At 42.4% G+C, this 18,033-nt stretch carries 17 protein-coding genes; 4 read left to right on the forward strand and 13 right to left on the reverse strand.

What is annotated here, in order from left to right; translation table 11 throughout:
- Positions 1–79 precede the first annotated feature (79 nt).
- The 6 genes from MKY18_RS12850 to zapA all read right to left on the reverse strand — a co-directional run bounded on the left by MKY18_RS12850 (position 80) and on the right by zapA (position 6,130).
- Positions 80–535, reverse strand: coding sequence for an immunity 63 family protein (locus MKY18_RS12850; RefSeq protein WP_044139947.1), 456 nt, complete (start codon positions 533–535; stop codon positions 80–82).
- Positions 536–697: 162 nt separating this feature from the next.
- Complete coding sequence (locus MKY18_RS12855; protein WP_007501637.1) at positions 698–1,102, reverse strand: DUF350 domain-containing protein; 405 nt, start codon at positions 1,100–1,102, stop codon at positions 698–700.
- 14 nt (positions 1,103–1,116) lie between these two features.
- Positions 1,117–3,474, reverse strand: a complete 2,358-nt coding sequence (locus MKY18_RS12860; RefSeq protein ID WP_065098679.1) for an endonuclease MutS2 — start codon at positions 3,472–3,474, stop codon at positions 1,117–1,119.
- Between the two features lie 21 nt (positions 3,475–3,495).
- Positions 3,496–5,208, reverse strand: coding sequence for a DNA polymerase/3'-5' exonuclease PolX (polX, locus tag MKY18_RS12865; RefSeq protein ID WP_065098563.1), 1,713 nt, complete (start codon positions 5,206–5,208; stop codon positions 3,496–3,498).
- Between the two features lie 114 nt (positions 5,209–5,322).
- Positions 5,323–5,856, reverse strand: coding sequence for a CvpA family protein (locus MKY18_RS12870; RefSeq protein ID WP_003216761.1), 534 nt, complete (start codon positions 5,854–5,856; stop codon positions 5,323–5,325).
- 7 nt (positions 5,857–5,863) lie between these two features.
- Positions 5,864–6,130, reverse strand: a complete 267-nt coding sequence (zapA, locus tag MKY18_RS12875) for a cell division protein ZapA (protein ID WP_044139945.1) — start codon at positions 6,128–6,130, stop codon at positions 5,864–5,866.
- 134 nt (positions 6,131–6,264) lie between these two features.
- Between zapA and rnhC the strand changes: the two genes are divergently transcribed.
- A complete protein-coding gene (gene rnhC / locus MKY18_RS12880; RefSeq protein WP_340961325.1) occupies positions 6,265–7,188 on the forward strand; it encodes a ribonuclease HIII in 924 nt (307 codons plus the stop codon).
- A gap of 115 nt (positions 7,189–7,303) precedes the next feature.
- Positions 7,304–8,454 (forward strand): IS3 family transposase gene (locus MKY18_RS12885; RefSeq protein WP_185108217.1). Its coding sequence is split into 2 segments (ribosomal slippage): positions 7,304–7,577 and positions 7,577–8,454, totalling 1,152 coding nucleotides; the frame shifts between segments, so codons are not numbered across the junction.
- 62 nt (positions 8,455–8,516) lie between these two features.
- On the opposite strand, the gene pheT is transcribed toward MKY18_RS12885, so the two are convergent.
- From pheT to MKY18_RS12900, 3 genes are all read right to left on the reverse strand, one after another.
- On the reverse strand, positions 8,517–10,931 hold the full coding sequence (pheT, locus tag MKY18_RS12890) for a phenylalanine--tRNA ligase subunit beta (RefSeq protein ID WP_342497534.1): 2,415 nt from the start codon (positions 10,929–10,931) through the stop codon (positions 8,517–8,519).
- 15 nt (positions 10,932–10,946) lie between these two features.
- A complete protein-coding gene (gene pheS, locus MKY18_RS12895; RefSeq protein ID WP_113767538.1) occupies positions 10,947–11,981 on the reverse strand; it encodes a phenylalanine--tRNA ligase subunit alpha in 1,035 nt (344 codons plus the stop codon).
- 376 nt (positions 11,982–12,357) lie between these two features.
- Entirely contained in the window at positions 12,358–13,101 is a 744-nt protein-coding gene (locus MKY18_RS12900; RefSeq protein ID WP_044139942.1) for an RNA methyltransferase, read from the reverse strand.
- Between the two features lie 113 nt (positions 13,102–13,214).
- Here MKY18_RS12900 and sspI point away from each other — a divergent pair, with 113 nt between their 5' ends.
- Positions 13,215–13,436 carry a small acid-soluble spore protein SspI gene (gene sspI / locus MKY18_RS12905; protein ID WP_003216243.1) on the forward strand — a complete coding sequence of 74 codons (222 nt, stop codon included), beginning with the start codon at positions 13,215–13,217 and terminating at the stop codon, positions 13,434–13,436.
- A 41-nt stretch (positions 13,437–13,477) separates the two neighbouring features.
- On the opposite strand, the gene cstA is transcribed toward sspI, so the two are convergent.
- Together cstA and MKY18_RS12915 are read right to left on the reverse strand one after the other, a co-directional pair.
- On the reverse strand, positions 13,478–15,274 hold the full coding sequence (gene cstA, locus MKY18_RS12910) for a carbon starvation protein CstA (RefSeq protein WP_106066900.1): 1,797 nt from the start codon (positions 15,272–15,274) through the stop codon (positions 13,478–13,480).
- A 352-nt stretch (positions 15,275–15,626) separates the two neighbouring features.
- Complete coding sequence (locus MKY18_RS12915; protein WP_050943605.1) at positions 15,627–16,715, reverse strand: M42 family metallopeptidase; 1,089 nt, start codon at positions 16,713–16,715, stop codon at positions 15,627–15,629.
- Between the two features lie 179 nt (positions 16,716–16,894).
- On the opposite strand from MKY18_RS12915, the gene MKY18_RS12920 reads away from it, so the two are divergent.
- Complete coding sequence (locus tag MKY18_RS12920; RefSeq protein WP_003216690.1) at positions 16,895–17,299, forward strand: hypothetical protein; 405 nt, start codon at positions 16,895–16,897, stop codon at positions 17,297–17,299.
- Between the two features lie 17 nt (positions 17,300–17,316).
- On the opposite strand, the gene MKY18_RS12925 is transcribed toward MKY18_RS12920, so the two are convergent.
- On the reverse strand, positions 17,317–17,583 hold the full coding sequence (locus tag MKY18_RS12925) for a DUF1294 domain-containing protein (RefSeq protein WP_044139938.1): 267 nt from the start codon (positions 17,581–17,583) through the stop codon (positions 17,317–17,319).
- Positions 17,584–17,646: 63 nt separating this feature from the next.
- The gene (rplT, locus tag MKY18_RS12930) at positions 17,647–18,006 is read right to left on the reverse strand and encodes a 50S ribosomal protein L20 (protein WP_003216409.1); all 360 of its coding nucleotides are present in this window, start codon (positions 18,004–18,006) and stop codon (positions 17,647–17,649) included.
- Positions 18,007–18,033: the final 27 nt, after the last annotated feature.

Consider the following 18,033-nt stretch of genomic DNA (forward strand, 5'->3'; position numbering starts at 1 on the left):
TCGTACTATTATATTATAGCAAACTTTTCCTTAGGGCAGTTTGCTTTTTTCTAATAGGGCTTGGTTCAATTGCACATGTTTACTTGTTCGCCGGTGTTTCGATAGAAGCTCTTTTTCCTTCATGATGCCACTGTTCATATAAACCGCCAATTGTACGAAATGACTCGTTGACTCTATCCACGATCTGTTGATGGATACTTGGATCATTCGGTAAATGCGTCTGGATGTTGTCGACTTGATACTTCCTCATCATGTCGATGTAAACCGTGAGAAAAATGGTGTCTTCTAAAATCCAGTAAATGACTTCATCCGCCACTTTTGTTCTTTTATGCAGCATTTGAATTCCTCGTTCATATTGTATGAGGATATAACCACTCGAATCGATTTGAATATAGGGACTCAAATCATCAAAAAATCCTGACGTTTGAAATGGACGTGCAATATACGGTTTGTATATGTCTCTTGGAAGGGATGTCATTTGAAGACAAGTATCAATGCGCTTGATCAATTCATCTTTTTGCAGAATGTGCTTCATGTCATTCGCCGCCTTTGATGAGATAAAAGCTGCCAAGGGGTTCCCTGACAGCTTTCTAACGTTGTTTTCTTCATTTCACAGGAACAGATAAACGGCACCAATGACCGCAAAAGTGCAGGCAACTACGATTAATACTTTTGCTAGCTTTTCCATGTCGTCTCCTTAAATGCCGGCTGCTACTACGTAAGACAGCCCAACTGAAATGATGAGTGAAATAAACCCGACCGCTCTATTATCATTTTCAATCTCTTTGTCTACTTTAAAACGAGGTGTTAAAAATTCAAAAATGAAATAGCTGACAAGCAGCATCACAAAGCCGTATACGCCCCATCCAACCATTTGAAGAAGGGAATTGTGCTGAGCGATTGAATGCTGAAACACATTCGCAATCCCAAAGATTTTCCCGCCCGTTGCCATGGCAACGGCTAAGTTCCCCCGCTGGATCTCTTCCCAGTTCTTATAGGAGGTGACGAGTTCAAAAATGGTTAGAAATAAGACGAGACACAGGACGGCCACGCTATAATAGGCGGCAATTTCCACAAGTTCATTTTCCCAAAAGGCTTTCATGCGTTTTCTCCTTTTTACTTTAATTCGACGATGGTGACGCCTGATCCTCCCTCACCTTGTTCGCCAAAACGAGCATTTTTCACACTTCGATGCTGTTTCAGTAATTCCTGAACCCCTTTTCTAAGGGCGCCAGTTCCTTTTCCGTGAATAATAGACACGCGCGGATAACCAGCTAATACAGCATCATCTAAATATTTTTCGACCCTGCTTAAGGCATTTTCATAGCGCTCGCCTCTTAAATCAAGCTCAAGCGAGACATGATAGTCTTTCCCTTTAACTGCCGTGATGGCTTTTTCTTGCTTAAATTCAGGTGCTGATTTGATAAATTCCATGTCTTTTTCTTTTACCTTCATTTTCAGAATGCCCATTTGGACACTCCATTCTTTGTCGCCTGTTTGTTCAAGCAGCGTTCCTTTTTGCCCGAAGGTGAGCACTTTGACTTCGTCGCCTGACTTCAGCTGTCTTACTGCTTTTTTCGCTGGCTCTGGCTTCTTCTTTCTGTCAAACTCAGGAACGGCTTCTTCAAGACGCTTTCGCGCATCAATGAGTTCATGCTCTTTGAATGAACGGTGTTCACTTTTTATCGAACGGAGCTCTTGAATGATATCTTCTGCTTCTTTTGATGCTTGTTCAATTTTCTTTTTCGCTTTCTGTTCAGCTTCTTCAAGCAGTTTTTCCTTTTGCTCATTCCATTCAAGAATTTGTCTTTGCAATTCTTTATGAAGCTTTTCTGCTTCTTTTCTATAGAATTCTGTCTCATGCAGTTCTTCTTCTGCTTGTTTCTTGCTATCTTCTAATGAAGCAATCATTTGGTCTACTTCATTATGCTCTGCATGCATATCCGCTTTTGCCCGGTCTATGAGGTGATCTGGCAAACCAAGACGCTTTGAAATTTCAAATGCGTTACTTCGTCCAGGCACACCGATGAGCAGGCGGTACGTTGGTGATAAGGTTTCAATATCAAACTCCACGCTTGCATTCGTGACGCCTTCCCGGTTATACCCATATGCCTTCAGCTCGGGATAATGAGTCGTTGCGATGACACGTGCATTCGTTTGATGCACTTCATCTAATATGCTCATCGCAAGAGCCGCACCTTCAGCTGGGTCTGTTCCTGCCCCTAATTCATCAAATAACACGAGAGAGTTAGAAGTCAAATGCTTTAAGATATCTACAATATTGACCATGTGAGATGAGAACGTACTCAAGCTTTGTTCAATGGACTGTTCGTCTCCAATATCGGCAAAGACTTGGTCGAACACAGCCACTTCAGAGCCTTCTTCAACTGGAATATGGAGACCCGCCTGTGTCATCAACGTCAGAAGACCTAGCGTTTTTAAAGTAACGGTCTTTCCCCCTGTATTTGGTCCAGTGATCACGATTGTTGAAAAATCCTTGCCGAGCTCAATATCATTTGCGACAACTTGATTCCGAGGCAATAGAGGATGTCTTGCTCGTTTTAAATAGATTTCTCCTTGATCATTCACAGCAGGTTTTGTGGCTTTTTCTGCCTTTGCATATTTAGCTTTAGCAAAAATAAAATCTAGCGTCTGCAGCTCCTTTACATTGTGAAGCAGTTCCCCAATGTGCTCTGACACGCTCTCTGTCAGCATTTGCAGGATCTTTTCAACCTCTTGCTTCTCTTTTAAACGGGTTTGCTGCAAGGTGTTATTTACATCCACGACCACTTGCGGCTCAATAAAAAGGGTCGCCCCTGATGAAGACTGGTCATGAACAATTCCGCCGTAATTCGAGCGGTACTCTTGTTTCACCGGAATAACAAACCGGTCATTACGAATGGTGACAATTGTGTCTGACAGCATTTTCGAAGCCGATTGTGAACGAATCATCGCTTCTAATTTATCACGAACCTTTGATTCTAGTGAGCGTAATTGAATGCGCAGTGAACGAAGTGTAGGGGTTGCATGATCAAGCACTTCTCCATTATCACCAATACAGCTTTCGATTTCTTTTCTGATTTCAGGCAGTAATATGAGCGTCTCAGCATATGTATGAAGGCGCGGTATGTCTACTCCATCTTCATACATGGACGTGAGAAAGCGCTTCATATTTTTCACCGCATATAATAGCCCTGCGATTTCCATCAGCTCAGAAGGGCTTAATGTACTGCCGATTTCTGCCCGTTTCACTGCGCGTCTAATATCTGTTAACCCGCCAAATGGCGCTGATCCCTTTAAGCGGATCACATCTTGCGCTTCTGCTACCTCTTCCAGCAAATGCTGAATGGTTTCTATATCCGTCAGAGGTGTTAAATCCTGCGCTCTTTCTTTTCCTAATGTGGATGCGGTATAGGACATCACTTTTTCTTTTACTTTATGAAATTCTAATGATGCTAACACTTTTTGTTGCAGCATGGTCCAGCCTCCTAACGACTACCTGTCACGCGTTAAAAACTTTTTGATCTCGTTTAGAGTAAAAGTATTCACGACATTTACTTTTGGTGTCCAGCCCTTTCTTGCAGCTGTTACACCGACTTCCATATGTTCCAGCATGGCGATGTTGTGCGCATCTGTATTGATCATGATGTTCACACCCGCTTCATTTGCTTTCATTAAATGCTCTGTTTTCAAATCAAGTCTTGACGGATTACTGTTGAGCTCAAGTGCAGTGCCTGTTTTCTTCGCAAGCTCTATGAGCTGATCTATATTTAAGGCATAGCCATCCCGTCTGCCGATCAAACGGCCTGTTGGATGTGCAATTAAATCGACATGCTGATTACGCAAGGCATTTTCAAGGCGTTCCATAATGACTTCTTCCGGCTGAGAGAAGCTAGAATGGATAGACGCAATGACAAAATCCATGTCTTTTAAAAAGTCATCATCATAATCTAACGATCCATCCGGCAGGATATCCATTTCGACCCCTTTGAAAATGTGAAAATGCTCGAATTCCTGATTAATCTTATCAATTTCTTTTGCTTGCAGACGCAAACGTTCTTTTGTTAAACCGTTTGCTACTTTTAAATATTGCGAGTGGTCTGTAATCGCCATGTATTCATAGCCTTTGGCGATACTTGCTTCCGCCATCTCACGAATAGAGAATGCTCCGTCACTCCATGTCGAGTGCATATGAAGGTCGCCTTTAATATCTTTCAGTTCTACAAACTGCATACTTTCTTTATACGTATCAATCTCCGCTCCGGTTTCACGAATTTCTGGCGGAATGAGCGGAAGTTGAAAATGTGCATAAAAAGCGCTTTCGTCTTCAAACGTTTTTACTTCTCCAGTTTCAATTGTTTCCACACCATATTCGCTAATGCGCTCTCCGCGTTCCTTCGCAAGCTGACGCATTCGAATATTGTGATCTTTTGAGCCAGTGAAATGGTGCAGCGTAGTTGCGAATTGGTCTACTGTCACAAGCCGGAAGTCGACACTGATCTCAAAATCAAGGGCAAGCACAACAGATACCTTCGTATCACCGCTTGCGATAACATCTTTGACATCATCAAGTGCAACGAGCTGCTCTCTAACTTGCTCAGGATTGTCTGTTGCAATGATATAATCTAAATCTTTGACGGTTTCGCGAGCACGTCTTAAACTGCCGGCTCTTGAAAAACGGATGATACCTTTCATCTCTTCAAGGGCATAATCAATCCGCTCTGCCACATCTAATGCAAAGCCAATTGGCAGTCGTTCCGGCTGCTTTCCTGCTTCCTCAAGAGCTGCGAGAATCTTTTCTTCTGTTTTTTTGCCGAAGCCAGCAAGCGCTTGTACCTTTTCCGCTTCGCATGCTTCTTTTAGAGATTGTGCATCATGGACGCCAAGCTCTTGGTAAAGCTTAGCGATCTTCTTCCCGCCGAGTCCTGGTAATTTCAAAAGCGGGACAAGTCCTTCGGGCACTTCCGTTTTTAATTGTTCGAGTGTTTCTGATTGTCCTTTTTCGATATACTCAGTGATCACAGCAAAGGTTCCTTTTCCAATGCCAGGTAATGCTAATAGATCATCTATTTGAGAAAGGCTGCGGTCATCTTGCTCCAGTGCCGCTGCTGCTTTACGAAAGGCAGAAATCTTAAAAGGATTATCTCCTTTTAGCTCCATATATACTGCAATTGTTTCAAGAAGTTTGATAATATCTTTTTTATTCATCTCTCATCCTCCAGCCGCTTTGGCATCTTCCTTTATAAATATACAAACTTTTCCTTCATCCTACAACTTTCTGTCATGGAATGAGAAAAAACTTCTCCAAGAAAGGAGAAGTTTTTAAACTCCATACGTCGTCCATAAGTCTTTGACAAGACCGGACAGATAAGGGGTGTTGCTTACGATCGCATCTGCTAATATGGATTTACTCAACATTGTTTGCAGTGCATCGACTGGAAGTAATGCAGCGACAAACAAGAGAATAAATACAAATAGATAGGTTTCAAGAAATCCTAAAACACCGCCAAGCAGTTTGTTGACCTGCTTAATCACAGGTATACTTGCAATGGTTGTGAGCAATCCGCCAATGATGGCGAGCAGGATTTTGGTCAAGATAAACAGAATGATAAACGCAATGGTATTATAATAAGCTGTTTCTAAATTCCCACTAAAGAAAGCGAGCTGCGCTTGACCGCCGCTAAAATTAGGTGCTGGAATCCACGTAAGCTGTGGTGCAAGTGACTGATAAAACATGGAAGCCACTAAGATAGAAACAACAAAGCTGATCAATTTAATAAATTGAAGAATAAACCCGCGTTTTAGACCGACAAGCGTTCCCATAAGAAGCAAAAACAAAATGATGATATCGATCACGGTAATTTCATTCCTTTTCTTTAAGCTGAATCTCTAGTTTTTCGTATTGCTCTTTTAATTTCATGTAGTCGTGGACGACATTGACTGCTGTCAGTACAGCTAGTTTGTTTATATCAAGGTATGGGTTTTTTTCATTTATTTCTCTCATTTTATCATCAACAATTGAAGCAACGTGTCGCATATGCATCTTCGTTTCTTGACCGATGATCGTAAAGGACTGTCCGTAAATCTCAACTGTTGTTTTTGTTGTTTTCGTTTTACCGCCGTCAGACAACGTTTCTCCTCCATTCCACGAGAATCCTAGTCTCTATCATAACATGTTTAGACATTGAATGGAAAGACGAGCCCTTCCCTGTTATGGTACACTTTAGAAATCAATGATATCAAGGTAAAAAGGAGTTATCCACTGTGCCCCAATCCGTCTTAAAAGCAACATCAGAAGACCTTAAAAAAATGAAGAGCGCGTATGCGCACCACTTAACTGATACGTTACCACCAGGCGCCCTTTTTCAAGCCAAGGTTCCTGGCTGTACGATTACAGCCTATCGATCTGGAAAAGTGCTGTTTCAAGGACAAAAGGCAGAAGCTGAAGCCCGTCAATTCAGCCATTTAAAAGCAGCTGATACGAAGAGCCCAAAAACACCGGCTGTCACAAAATATAGTCCGCCGTCAGGGATTGCTTCTATGTCCGTCATCGGTTCAGATGAAGTAGGAACAGGTGATTATTTTGGACCGATAACGGTCTGTGCCGCCTATGTTGATGCCAGCCAGCTTGCTCTCATGAAAGAGTTTGGCGTAAAAGACTCAAAAGGCCTAAAAGACCCGCAAATTATCAACATTGCCAAAGATCTCATCAAAACCATTCCGTTCAGCCTTCTCGTGCTCCGAAATGAAAAGTACAATGCGATGCAGGAAAAGGGCATGAGCCAAGGGAAAATGAAGGCGCTCCTTCATAACCAAGTCATCACCTCTGTGCTAGAGAAATTAGACGGGAAGCAGCCTGAAGCTATTTTGATTGACCAATTTGCAGAACCGGGCATTTATTTCAAGCATCTTGCTGGGAAAAAAATCATTCGAGAGCGGACGTACTTTAGCACAAAAGCAGAAGGCATTCATCTGTCAGTTGCTGCGGCTTCCATTATTGCAAGGTACGCTTTTTTAATTGAAATGGATAAGTTATCTAAAGCAGCTGGGTTTGACATCCCAAAAGGAGCCGGTCCTCATGTGGACAAGGCGGCTGCAAAGCTCATCAAGCTGCACGGCGAAGAGGCTTTACGTCAATTTACAAAACTGCATTTTGCCAACACACAAAAAGCGAAAAAATGGCTATAAAAAAGAGCTAGGCCCATAAGGGAACTGACCCCATAAGATGAGACAAATAAAAAACACCTTCAAGTTTGAAAATGGATCGTTGTGATCCGAAATAAAACATGGAGGTGTTTTTTCTATGGGGACAAGAGTGAGTTATCCGGTTGAAGTCAAACAGAAGGCTGTAGAAATGAGATTGGCAGGCGTACCTATGAAAGAGATCATGCAGAAATTGAATATCAAGAATAAGACGCAGGTTCAGACATGGGTGAGGTGGCATAAAGCTGGGGATACACACCGGTTCGAACAGCCTGTTGGAAAACAATATACCTATGGAAAGGGTCCCGAGTACTCTTCCGAATTAGAGAGACTGCAGGCAGAAAATCGCTATTTGAGTCAACAGAATGAAGTTTTAAAAAAGTACAACGAATTGGAAAGGAAGTTGATAAGGAAACGTCAATCAAACTGGTAGAAGAATTGTGCAAAACGATGACGGTACAGGACATCTGTGTCCATTTAGGCATCTTACGTACTTCGTATTATAGATGGAAAAAGGATCTGACTCAGAATCATTCTAAAAGACAACTAGAGAAACAGGTCGGCACGTTGTGCCGAAAGCACAAATATCGATATGGTTATCGAAAAATCACAGCTATACTAAAAAGGAGAATGCGTATTAACCATAAAACTGTTCAACGCATCATGCAGAAAAACCAGTGGCAATGCCGGGTTAAAATGAAAAAGCGTAAGAAGAATGGGCAGCCCTATGCCGTGGCCAGTAATATACTGGATCGGAACTTTCAGTCTGATCGCCCTCTTGAAAAACTAGTAACGGACATCACGTATTTGCCTTATGGACAGAAACAATTGTACCTTTCCAGTATATTGGATTTATATAATGGAGAAGTGATTGCTTTTACGATTGGTGATAAGCAGGACACAGACTTTATCTTAAACACACTTAATCAGCTCCCAGCACTGCCTGAGAATTGCGTGTTACATAGCGATCAAGGTTCTGTGTATACATCTTACGAGTATCAGAAAGCTGTTCATATAAAAGGCATTACCATGAGCATGTCCCGTAAAGGGACGCCCGCTGATAATGCCTCCATCGAATCGTTTCATTCCTCACTAAAGTCTGAAACGTTCTATCTTAACAGGATTGACCGCACTACGACCAGCATCGTAGAACGCACTGTCAAAGAATACATTTATTATTATAACAACATTCGTATTCAAACGAAACTAAACAACCAATCACCGATAAACTATCGGCAATTGGCTGTATAAAGGTGTTTTGATCCCTGTCTCAAAAACGGGGGTCAGTCCCTAAGGCCATAGCTCTTTTTTCTTTAACCGCGCAAGACGGCTTGATACGTATCTTCTAATGCTTTCAATACTTTTGTATGAACAGCCGTGACTTCTTCCTCTGTCAATGTTTGTTCCGGATTTAAATATTGGAGAGAGAATGCAACAGATTTTTTGCCTTCTTCCATATGTTCACCTTCATACACATCAAAGACGGATAGGTCTGTCAGTAAATCCCCGCCTGCCTCATAGATGACGCGCTCCAGCTGTCCGCTTGAGATATTCTGATCTACAACAAGTGCAATATCTCTTGTCACAGCAGGGAATCTCGGAATCGCTGTATATTTCATATCCTTCAATTCAGACGTCATCACATCTGTTAAATCAAACTCGAAGACATATGTTTCTTTTAAATCTAATTCCTTTTCAATGACTGGATGAAGTGCAGCAACAAACCCAATGACTTTTCCATTTAAATGAACATCTGCTGTACGACCTGGGTGAAGACCCTCACGCTCTGCTTGAACATATGTGATTTGGTCTGATACACCAAGCTTTTCAAATAGACCTTCTGCAATTCCTTTCGCTACATAAAAATCAACGGCTTTTTTCTCGCCCTGCCAAAGATTTTTATGCCATAAGCCTGTCAGCGCACCAGCGACATGCTCTTTTTCCACCGGTTTTGCTCCTTCAGCTTCTGCTAAGAACACAGAACCCGTTTCATAAAAACCAAATGAATCAGCTTGTCTTGCCAAGTTATATGCAACAGAATCAAGTAAGTTTGGCAGAAGACTTTGTCTAAGCACACTTCGTTCTTCACTCATTGGCAGGGAAAGTCTCGTTTTATAAGCTGGATTCAGTGCAAAAGCTGTAGACTTATGCTGATTTGTCAATGAATACGTGATCGCTTGAGAAAGACCTGCGCCTTCTAAGAAGCGTCTCACCTTTCTGCGCTTCACTTGGTATGGCGTGAGACCGCCAACTGTACCAGCTGTCGCAGGCAGTGTAGACGGGATATTATCGTAGCCGTATAATCTCGCAACTTCTTCAATGAGATCTTCTTCAATCGTGATATCCATTCTACGAGAAGGAACGGTTACGACAAGAACGTCATTTGATTCGCCCACTGTAAAGCCCAGTTTGTTGAAGATTTGAATCATATCTTCTTTTGAAATGCTCATGCCAAGCACCTTGTTCACACGCTCAGTGGATACGTGGATGACATTCATACTTGTTTCAAGGTGGTTTTCCTCCACAGTCCCGCTTAGCACTTCACCGCCTGCATAGATGCTGATCAATTGCGCTGCTCTTTCGGCTGCAGAATTCGTACGCTGCGGATCAAGTCCTTTTTCAAATCGTGTGCTTGATTCACTGCGAAGCCCCAAGTCTCTAGATGCTTGACGGACTGTTTGACCGTTGAAATATGCCGCTTCTAAAAGAATCGTTGTCGTTTCATCACGCACCTCTGATTCAAGACCGCCCATGACGCCTGCGACAGCGTGCGCTTTCGTTCCGTTAGTGATCACAAGATGCTTTGATGAAAGTGTACGTTCTTGCTCATCAAGTGTTTGAATGCTTTCGCTATCAGTCGCTTTACGTACGACCACTTGCTTTGAACCAAAGCGGTCATAATCAAACGCATGAAGCGGCTGACCGTATTCAAGCAGTACAAAGTTCGTAATATCGACGACGTTGTTAATTGGGCGAATGCCTGCATTCATCAATCTTGTTTGAATCCAAAGCGGTGCTGGTCCAATCTTTACATTTTTAATGATCTTCGCTGCATAAAGTGGATTCGCTTCTTGATCCTCAATTTTCACCGAAATATAGTCTGCTGCTTTTTCTGAAGACGTGTTATGTGCTGTATCAGGAAGTTTGATGTCTTTCCCTAAGATGGCTGCAACCTCATAGGCGACACCTAGCATATTCAGGGCATCCGCACGGTTTGGCGTTAAGCCAAGCTCAAGTACCGCATCGTCTAATTGAAGTGCCTGAAGGGCATCATCTCCGGGTTTGACGTCATTTGGGAAAACAAAAATACCTTCTGCATATTCCTTTGGTACGAGTTTGCTTTCGACACCTAATTCTTGCAGAGAACAAATCATGCCATGAGACTCTTCGCCGCGCAGCTTTGCTTTTTTAATTTTAAAGTTCCCAGGAAGGACTGCGCCAACCGTTGCGACAGCCACATATTGTCCTTTATCCACATTCGGAGCTCCGCAAATAATTTGAACCGGTTCGTCTTCTCCGATATCCACGAGACATTTGTTTAATTTGTCGGCATTCGGGTGCTGTTCTCGCTCCACGACGTGTCCAACGACAACTCCTTTAATGCCTTCGCCTTTATATTCAACGGCTTCCACTTCAATTCCGCTTCTTGTGATTTTTTCTGCTAATTCATCCGGCTGAATGCCTTCTAAATCGACATAGTCTTCTAACCATTTATATGAAACAAACATGTTGATTTCCTCCTCTTAGTCCTGCTTGAATTGCTTTGTGAATCTAATATCATTTGTGTAGAAATGGCGAATATCATCAATGCCGTATTTGAGCATTGCAATCCGTTCAACACCCATTCCAAAAGCAAAGCCTTGGTAAGTTTCTGGATCAAATCCGCTCATCTTCAGGACATTTGGATGAACCATCCCAGCTCCTAAAATTTCAATCCAGCCTGTTCCTTTACATACAGAACAGCCTTTTCCTCCGCATTTAAAGCAAGACACATCCACTTCGACAGATGGTTCTGTGAATGGGAAAAAGCTTGGACGCAGTCTAATTTCACGATCTTCACCAAACATTTTTCTCGCCACTGTCTCTAGCGTACCTTTTAGATCACTCATACTAATATTGTGATCGACAACAAGCCCTTCAATCTGCATGAATTGATGTGAATGAGTCGCGTCATCACTGTCTCGTCTATATACTTTCCCAGGGCAGATGATCTTCACAGGACCTTGTCCTTTATATTTTTCAAGTGTACGTGCTTGAACTGGTGACGTTTGTGTTCTGAGTAGTGTATCCTCGGTAATATAGAAGCTGTCCTGCATATCACGTGCCGGATGCTCCTTTGGAAGATTCAGCGCTTCAAAGTTGTAATAATCCGTTTCGACCTCAGGACCTTCCTCAACGGTATAGCCCATACCAACAAATAAATCTTCAATATCTTCGACAACAATCGTTAATGGATGTCTTGCCCCTATTTTGATTGGGCTTGCTGGCAATGTAACATCGATCGTTTGAGACGCAAGTTTCTTCTTCACTTCTTCTTTTTCCAGCTGTTCATTTTTTTCAGCAATAGCACCAGCAATCTGCTCTCTCACTTCGTTTGCGAGTGCGCCCATTTTTGGTCTTTCTTCTGCGGACAGCTTGCCCATTCCGCGAAGCACCTCTGTGATCGGCCCTTTTTTCCCTAAATATTGAACACGAATGTCATTGACTTCTTTGAGCGAGCTAGCTGCTTCAACCTTCGCTATCGCTTCTAATTCAAGCTGTTTTAACGTTTCTTGCATGAGTGTAATCCTCCTTTTGATATACAAAACCGCCTGGATAAACGGCTGTTTGATCGTTTGAAGACAATAAAAAAACCCGTCCTTCTAAAAAAGAAGGGACGAGTTGTGGTCGCGGTACCACCCTTGTTAAGCACAAATACATGTGCGAATAAGCTTCATTGACATAACGGAATCAAACGAATCCGGTTCACCTTTACGCAAAACTTGCGGTCCCGGTGACAACTCCAGAGGTGAATTCCTGTTTCAGCATTCCTTAAATGCACTTTCAGTCTACGATGCATTCTCCCTATCAGGCCGCTCTTTGAAACAATCTTCCTCTATCATGGTTTTTAAAATATTAGTTTCATTATAGTGAAAATGAGCGCATGATGCAACACTATCCACGCAAATGATAGACAAGAACAGCTGCTGCAACAGCCACATTTAATGATTCTGCCTGTCCATACATTGGCACATATAAATTGTGGTCTGTCATTTGCAGAATCTCTGGGTTTATACCCGCACCTTCATTGCCCACAATTAATGCAAACGAACCTTCTGCCGTTACGCTTCTATACGCTTTCGCATTGTTTAGAGCACTTCCGTATACAGGAATGCCTTGCTCCTTACATACTGGTATGGTCTGCTGAAGGCTTTGCTTTAAAATGGGCAGGTGGAAATGCGACCCTTGTGCGGAACGGAGCGTTTTTCCGTTAAACGCATCAACTGTTCCATCGCCTAAGATCACAGCATCAAGTCCAGCGGCATCTGCTGTCCGAATGAGTGTGCCTAGATTCCCTGGGTCCTGCACTGCATCTAATAGAAGAAGTCGTTCATACTTCTTTTCTTCAAATACAGGAACTGTACAAACTGCCGCGATGTGCTGAGGCGTTTCCGTTTCGGTCATGGCAGAAAAGGCTTCCTCGCTCAGTTCATACAGTTCAATGTCCGGATCAATATGAGAAGGAAGCTTATCAGGCGATGTGACCATTAATTCTTTCACAACTCCGCTCTTCAATGCTTCTTCCACTAAGTGGATTCCCTCCACGAGAAACAGCCCCGTTTTCGTTCGTTCTTTTTTCGTATGGAGCTTTTTCCACTGTTTAATGTTTGTGTTTTTAGCAGATTCTATATATTTCAAGCGACTTTAACTCCTTTAAATATCATGAATTTATTATATCTCATGCACACTACATAATAAACCTGTCTTTGAGACAGAATAGGGCTATTACCATCAAAAAAGGAGTGTGGGCAATGGATTTTAATTTAAGAGGCGCAGTCATTCAAAACATCACTGGCCATAATCAAGAGCAGCTTGAGCATACGATTTTAGATGCCATTCAAAGCGGTGAGGAAAAAATGCTGCCAGGCCTTGGCGTGTTGTTCGAAGTGCTATGGCAAGAAGCATCAGAAAACGAGAAAAATGAGATTCTTGAAACATTAGAGCAAGGCTTAAAGCCTCATCAGCAGCAATAAAAGAAGCCGGTTTGCTATCATAAGCAAACCGGCTTTTTCATTTAGCCAGTGATCGGTGTTTCCATCCGAAGCGCTGGATCACGCCAAATGTCGACCCATTTTTTAATCGCAAACACAATAATCACAAATCCTAAGATCAACATAATGATTGATAGCACCGCATTCAGCACGCTGTAACCTGATGCCTCGGGATTAAGGTATACATTTGCTACCATCCAATAGCCCGCATAATTCACTGTCACATATAAGTAAGCAAGTGGAATTAAACAAGTCAGCATATATCGCCTTTTATCTGCAATTTTTAATACAACGGTTGCTCCGATGATGAGACCGACCGATGCCATTAACTGGTTTGACACCCCAAACAGCGCCCAAATGGACCCGATGTCTCCAGAGTAAAGCAAGTAGCCCCACATAAAACAAGCAAGCGCACTTGCGAACACCGACCCAGGGACCCAGTCATTTCGTTTAAGCGGTTTATAAGCTTCGCCAAAGAAGTCTTGAATTAAATAACGTGCCACACGTGTCCCTGCATCAATAGCGGTTAAAATAAAAACAGCTTCAAACATAATGACGAATTGGAAAAAATAAGACGCCAAATGACCAAAGAACGGAATTCCCGTAAAGATATACGCCATCCCTACAGCTAATGTCACAGCTCCACCCGTTCTTCCTTCTAAATCAAGACCAATTTCCTTACTCAGCTGTGGAAGGTTCTCGACACTCATCCCGAGTGTTCTGAACACTTCTGGCGTACTGTTTATCGCAAAATAATCGCCTGGATGAAGAGCCGTAGCGGCAATTAACGCCATAATTCCAACTAGACATTCTACTAGCATTGCGCCAAAAGCGACAGGCTTCATATCACTCCAGCGGTCAAGCATCTTAGGCGTTGTCCCAGATCCAACAAATGCGTGGAAACCAGATATGGCCCCGCAAGCAATGGTAATCGAAATAAAAGGCCAGACAGGACCAGCTAAAACAGGACCTCCTCCATTCACAAACTCCGTAAAGGCTGGGAATTGAATCGTTGGATTGACGACAAAGATTCCAGCAATCAATGCGATAAAAACACCTATTTTCATAAAGCTGCTTAAATAATCCCTCGGTGCGAGCAGCAGCCAAACCGGCAATGCCGCAGCAAAAAAAGCGTAGACCGGCAAGGCAAGAGCAAGCGTTTTTGTATCAAGTGTTAAAAGATCGCCAAGTGCCGTTCCTTGAATATTCGGCCCAAGGAATACGCCAACCATCAGCAAAATAAATCCCGCAGTTGTGGCCTGTTTTAAATTGCCTGTCCTTTTATAATAAAGACCAACCCCCATCGCAATTGGAATCGTGATTCCGACTGCAAATGTCCCCCAAGGATTACGTTCTAACGCATGAAGCACAACCATAGACAAACCTGCCATTGTGATCGTAATGATAAACAGCATTGCAAGCCCTGTACAAAATCCTGCGACAGGTCCTAGCTCTTCCTTCGCTACCTCTGATAACGATTTCCCCTTTTTTCGCATCGACGCAAATAAGACGACAAGATCATGTACAGCTCCGCCAATCACTGCGCCAATTAACAGCCAAAGGAGACCCGGTAAATACCCGAATTGTGCGGCTAAAATCGGACCCACTAATGGGCCGGCAGCTGCAATCGCAGCAAAGTGATGCCCAAATGTGACCCATTTATTAGTTGGCACATAATCCTTCCCGTCTTCTAATGTGTGAGCCGGTGTAGGATGATCGTCTGTCACCTTTAAGACCTTGACCATCATAAATGTGCCATAAAGACGATAGGCAATCGCTAAAATACACATAGATGCTATGACAATTGTAACCGCATTCATTTAATCATCCCCTTCGCACAAACAATTTGTTACAAATATAACATAAATTGATTGATTTTCCTCTCTTTTAAAACCGAGTTGACAAATAAGAATAATGTGTTTATTCTTAAGGTAGCTTCACCTACTTCCATAAACTCTCTTTTGACAGGGCATTCTTTAGGCTCTGTCCTTTTTATTGCTTTCATCTTACAAAAATAAAAGCCAGATCACATGTGCCTTATTCACTAGAATATTTTTTCTTCTTCTGCCAAAAACAGTTCTTTTGGCGTAACTTAAAATGACAGTTCATTTCCTGGGAAATTCAATGAAATAAAAAAAGCCCTTCCCCTATACTGAGGAAAGGCTTTCTTACTTAAGAACCGTACGTGATCTGCTCAACCGTTTTTTGATCAAGTCTTTTGATCACTTCTGTTAAAAGCTTCACTGCATTTTCATAATCATCTCGGTGAATCATCGCTGCATGAGTATGGATATATCTACTTGGTATCCCGATCGATAGTGATGGCACACCATGACCTGTTAAATGGATACCGCCAGCATCTGTCCCGCCGCCAGGCATGGAGTCGTATTGGTAAGGAATGTTCAATTCGTCCGCTGTTTGGACAACAAAATCCCGAAGCCCTTTATGAGATACCATCGAAGCATCAAATACAACAATCGTTGGCCCTTTGCCAAGTTTGCTTGTTGCTTCTTTTTCAGTAATGCCCGGCGTGTCTCCTGCTACACCAACATCAATGGCAAATCCAATATCAGGCTGGATTGTAGCCGCTGCTGTTTTAGCCCCGCGCAGGCCAACTTCCTCTTGTACAGTTGCAACACTGTAAGCAATATTCTCATGCTGAGTATTGTGTAAGTTCTTCATGACATCAATCGCAACTGCACAGCCGATACGGTTGTCCCATGCTTTTGCAAGGAGCATTTTTTCATCATTCATCACTGTAAACTCAAAATAAGGGACGATTTGATCTCCAGGTAGAACGCCCCACTCCATTGCCTGTTCTTTGCTTGATGCACCGATATCAATAAACATATCTGTGATCTCAATCGATTTTTTTCGAGCTTCAGGTGACAAGACGTGCGGCGGCTTTGAGCCAATCACACCTGTAATGTCTCCCTTTTTCGTTACAATGGTCACACGCTGCGCGAGCATGACCTGTGACCACCATCCGCCGACAGTTTGGAAGCGAATGTAGCCTTTGTCATCAATTTTTGTCACCATGAATCCTACTTCATCTAAGTGACCAGCAAGCATAATTTTAGGTCCGTTTGCGTTTCCTTCCTTCTTAGCGATTAAGCTGCCAAGGCGGTCACTAGAGACTTCATCTGCATATGATTCTATGTATGTCTGCATGACTTTTTTGACATCACGTTCATTTCCTGGAATCCCTTTTGCATCCGTTAGGTCTTTCAGCATAGTTAATGTTTGATCTAGCTTTGTCATTCCATATATCCTCCTTTATCTTCATGGTGCATTCTTATTATACAAAACCTTTTTCGTTCAATACGATCTTTTTATGAATATTTTTTCGTTTTACGAAATATTTTTTTAAAAAAAGTTGAAACCTTTTGGCCTTTTCATTCGTAGTATATCAGATAACGGTATTGGAGGTGCATCCTGTCATGTTTGTAATCCTCATTAGACTAGCTCTTGTTGCACTGCTTGTCTACATCTTCTACATGGCGGTAAAATTCTTCTCAAATCCGAGAAGAAAGCTGAAACAAGCACAATTAAAAGAAGGCTTTTATTTTATGGACGAACAACAAAATGCACGTAAAAATTTTAATTTCGTCTATAAAGGTGTCTTGTTTGAAGGGGAGAAGCATGTTCCGTCTAAGGATCATCCTCTATTTGTCCACTCCATTTACGTTTGGACGGAGTCACCTGAGAAGCTAAGTGAATTTACATTAGAAGACTTTGAAAAATTGGAGGAAAACATTATCGAACGTTATCCTCAAACAAAAATTGATTGGGATCAGCCCATTAAAAAAATCAAACAAAAAAAAGGAGCAGACACGCCGTCTTGATGGCGTCTGCTCCTTTTTCAGATGAACTTAATATATCCTAATATGATCAACTGCACCATGATTAACACTGGCATGCCAATTTGAAAGGCAGGATGCTTTGTTTTATGACGGAAATACTGCATCCCTAGATACGATCCGAAAGCCCCAAAAAGCACGGCAGCACTCCATAAGTGCGCCTCTGAAATTCTCCATTTATGCGCTTTTGCCCGGCGCTTGTCCTCTCCCATGAGAAAGAAACCATAGCCATTTACCAAGATCAGCAGCACAATCAACGCGATATTCATTCATTTCACCTCACATGATGAGCAAAAAAGATCACCCCTCGACGGAATGATCTTTCATATGACTTACTTGTCTAGTTGTGCTTTTGCAGCATCAGCAAGCTGATTGAATGCACTTAGGTCATTCACAGCAAGGTCAGCAAGCATTTTGCGGTTTACTTCGATACCAGAAAGCTTTAGGCCATGCATTAAACGGCTGTAAGAAAGACCGTTCATACGAGCTGCAGCATTGATACGAGTGATCCATAGTTTACGGAAGTCACGTTTTTTCTGACGACGGTCACGGAAAGCGTAGTTTCCAGATTTCATCACCTGTTGGTTTGCTACTTTGTATAATCTATGTTTTGAACCGAAATAACCTTTTGCTAATTTAAGAACCTTTTTACGACGCTGACGCGACACAGTTCCGCCTTTTACTCTTGGCATTGTAATTCCCTCCTATGATTCCTATTC

The organism is Bacillus sp. FSL R7-0672 (assembly GCF_038601465.1).
Taxonomy (GTDB): Bacteria; Bacillota; Bacilli; order Bacillales; family Bacillaceae; genus Bacillus; species Bacillus pumilus.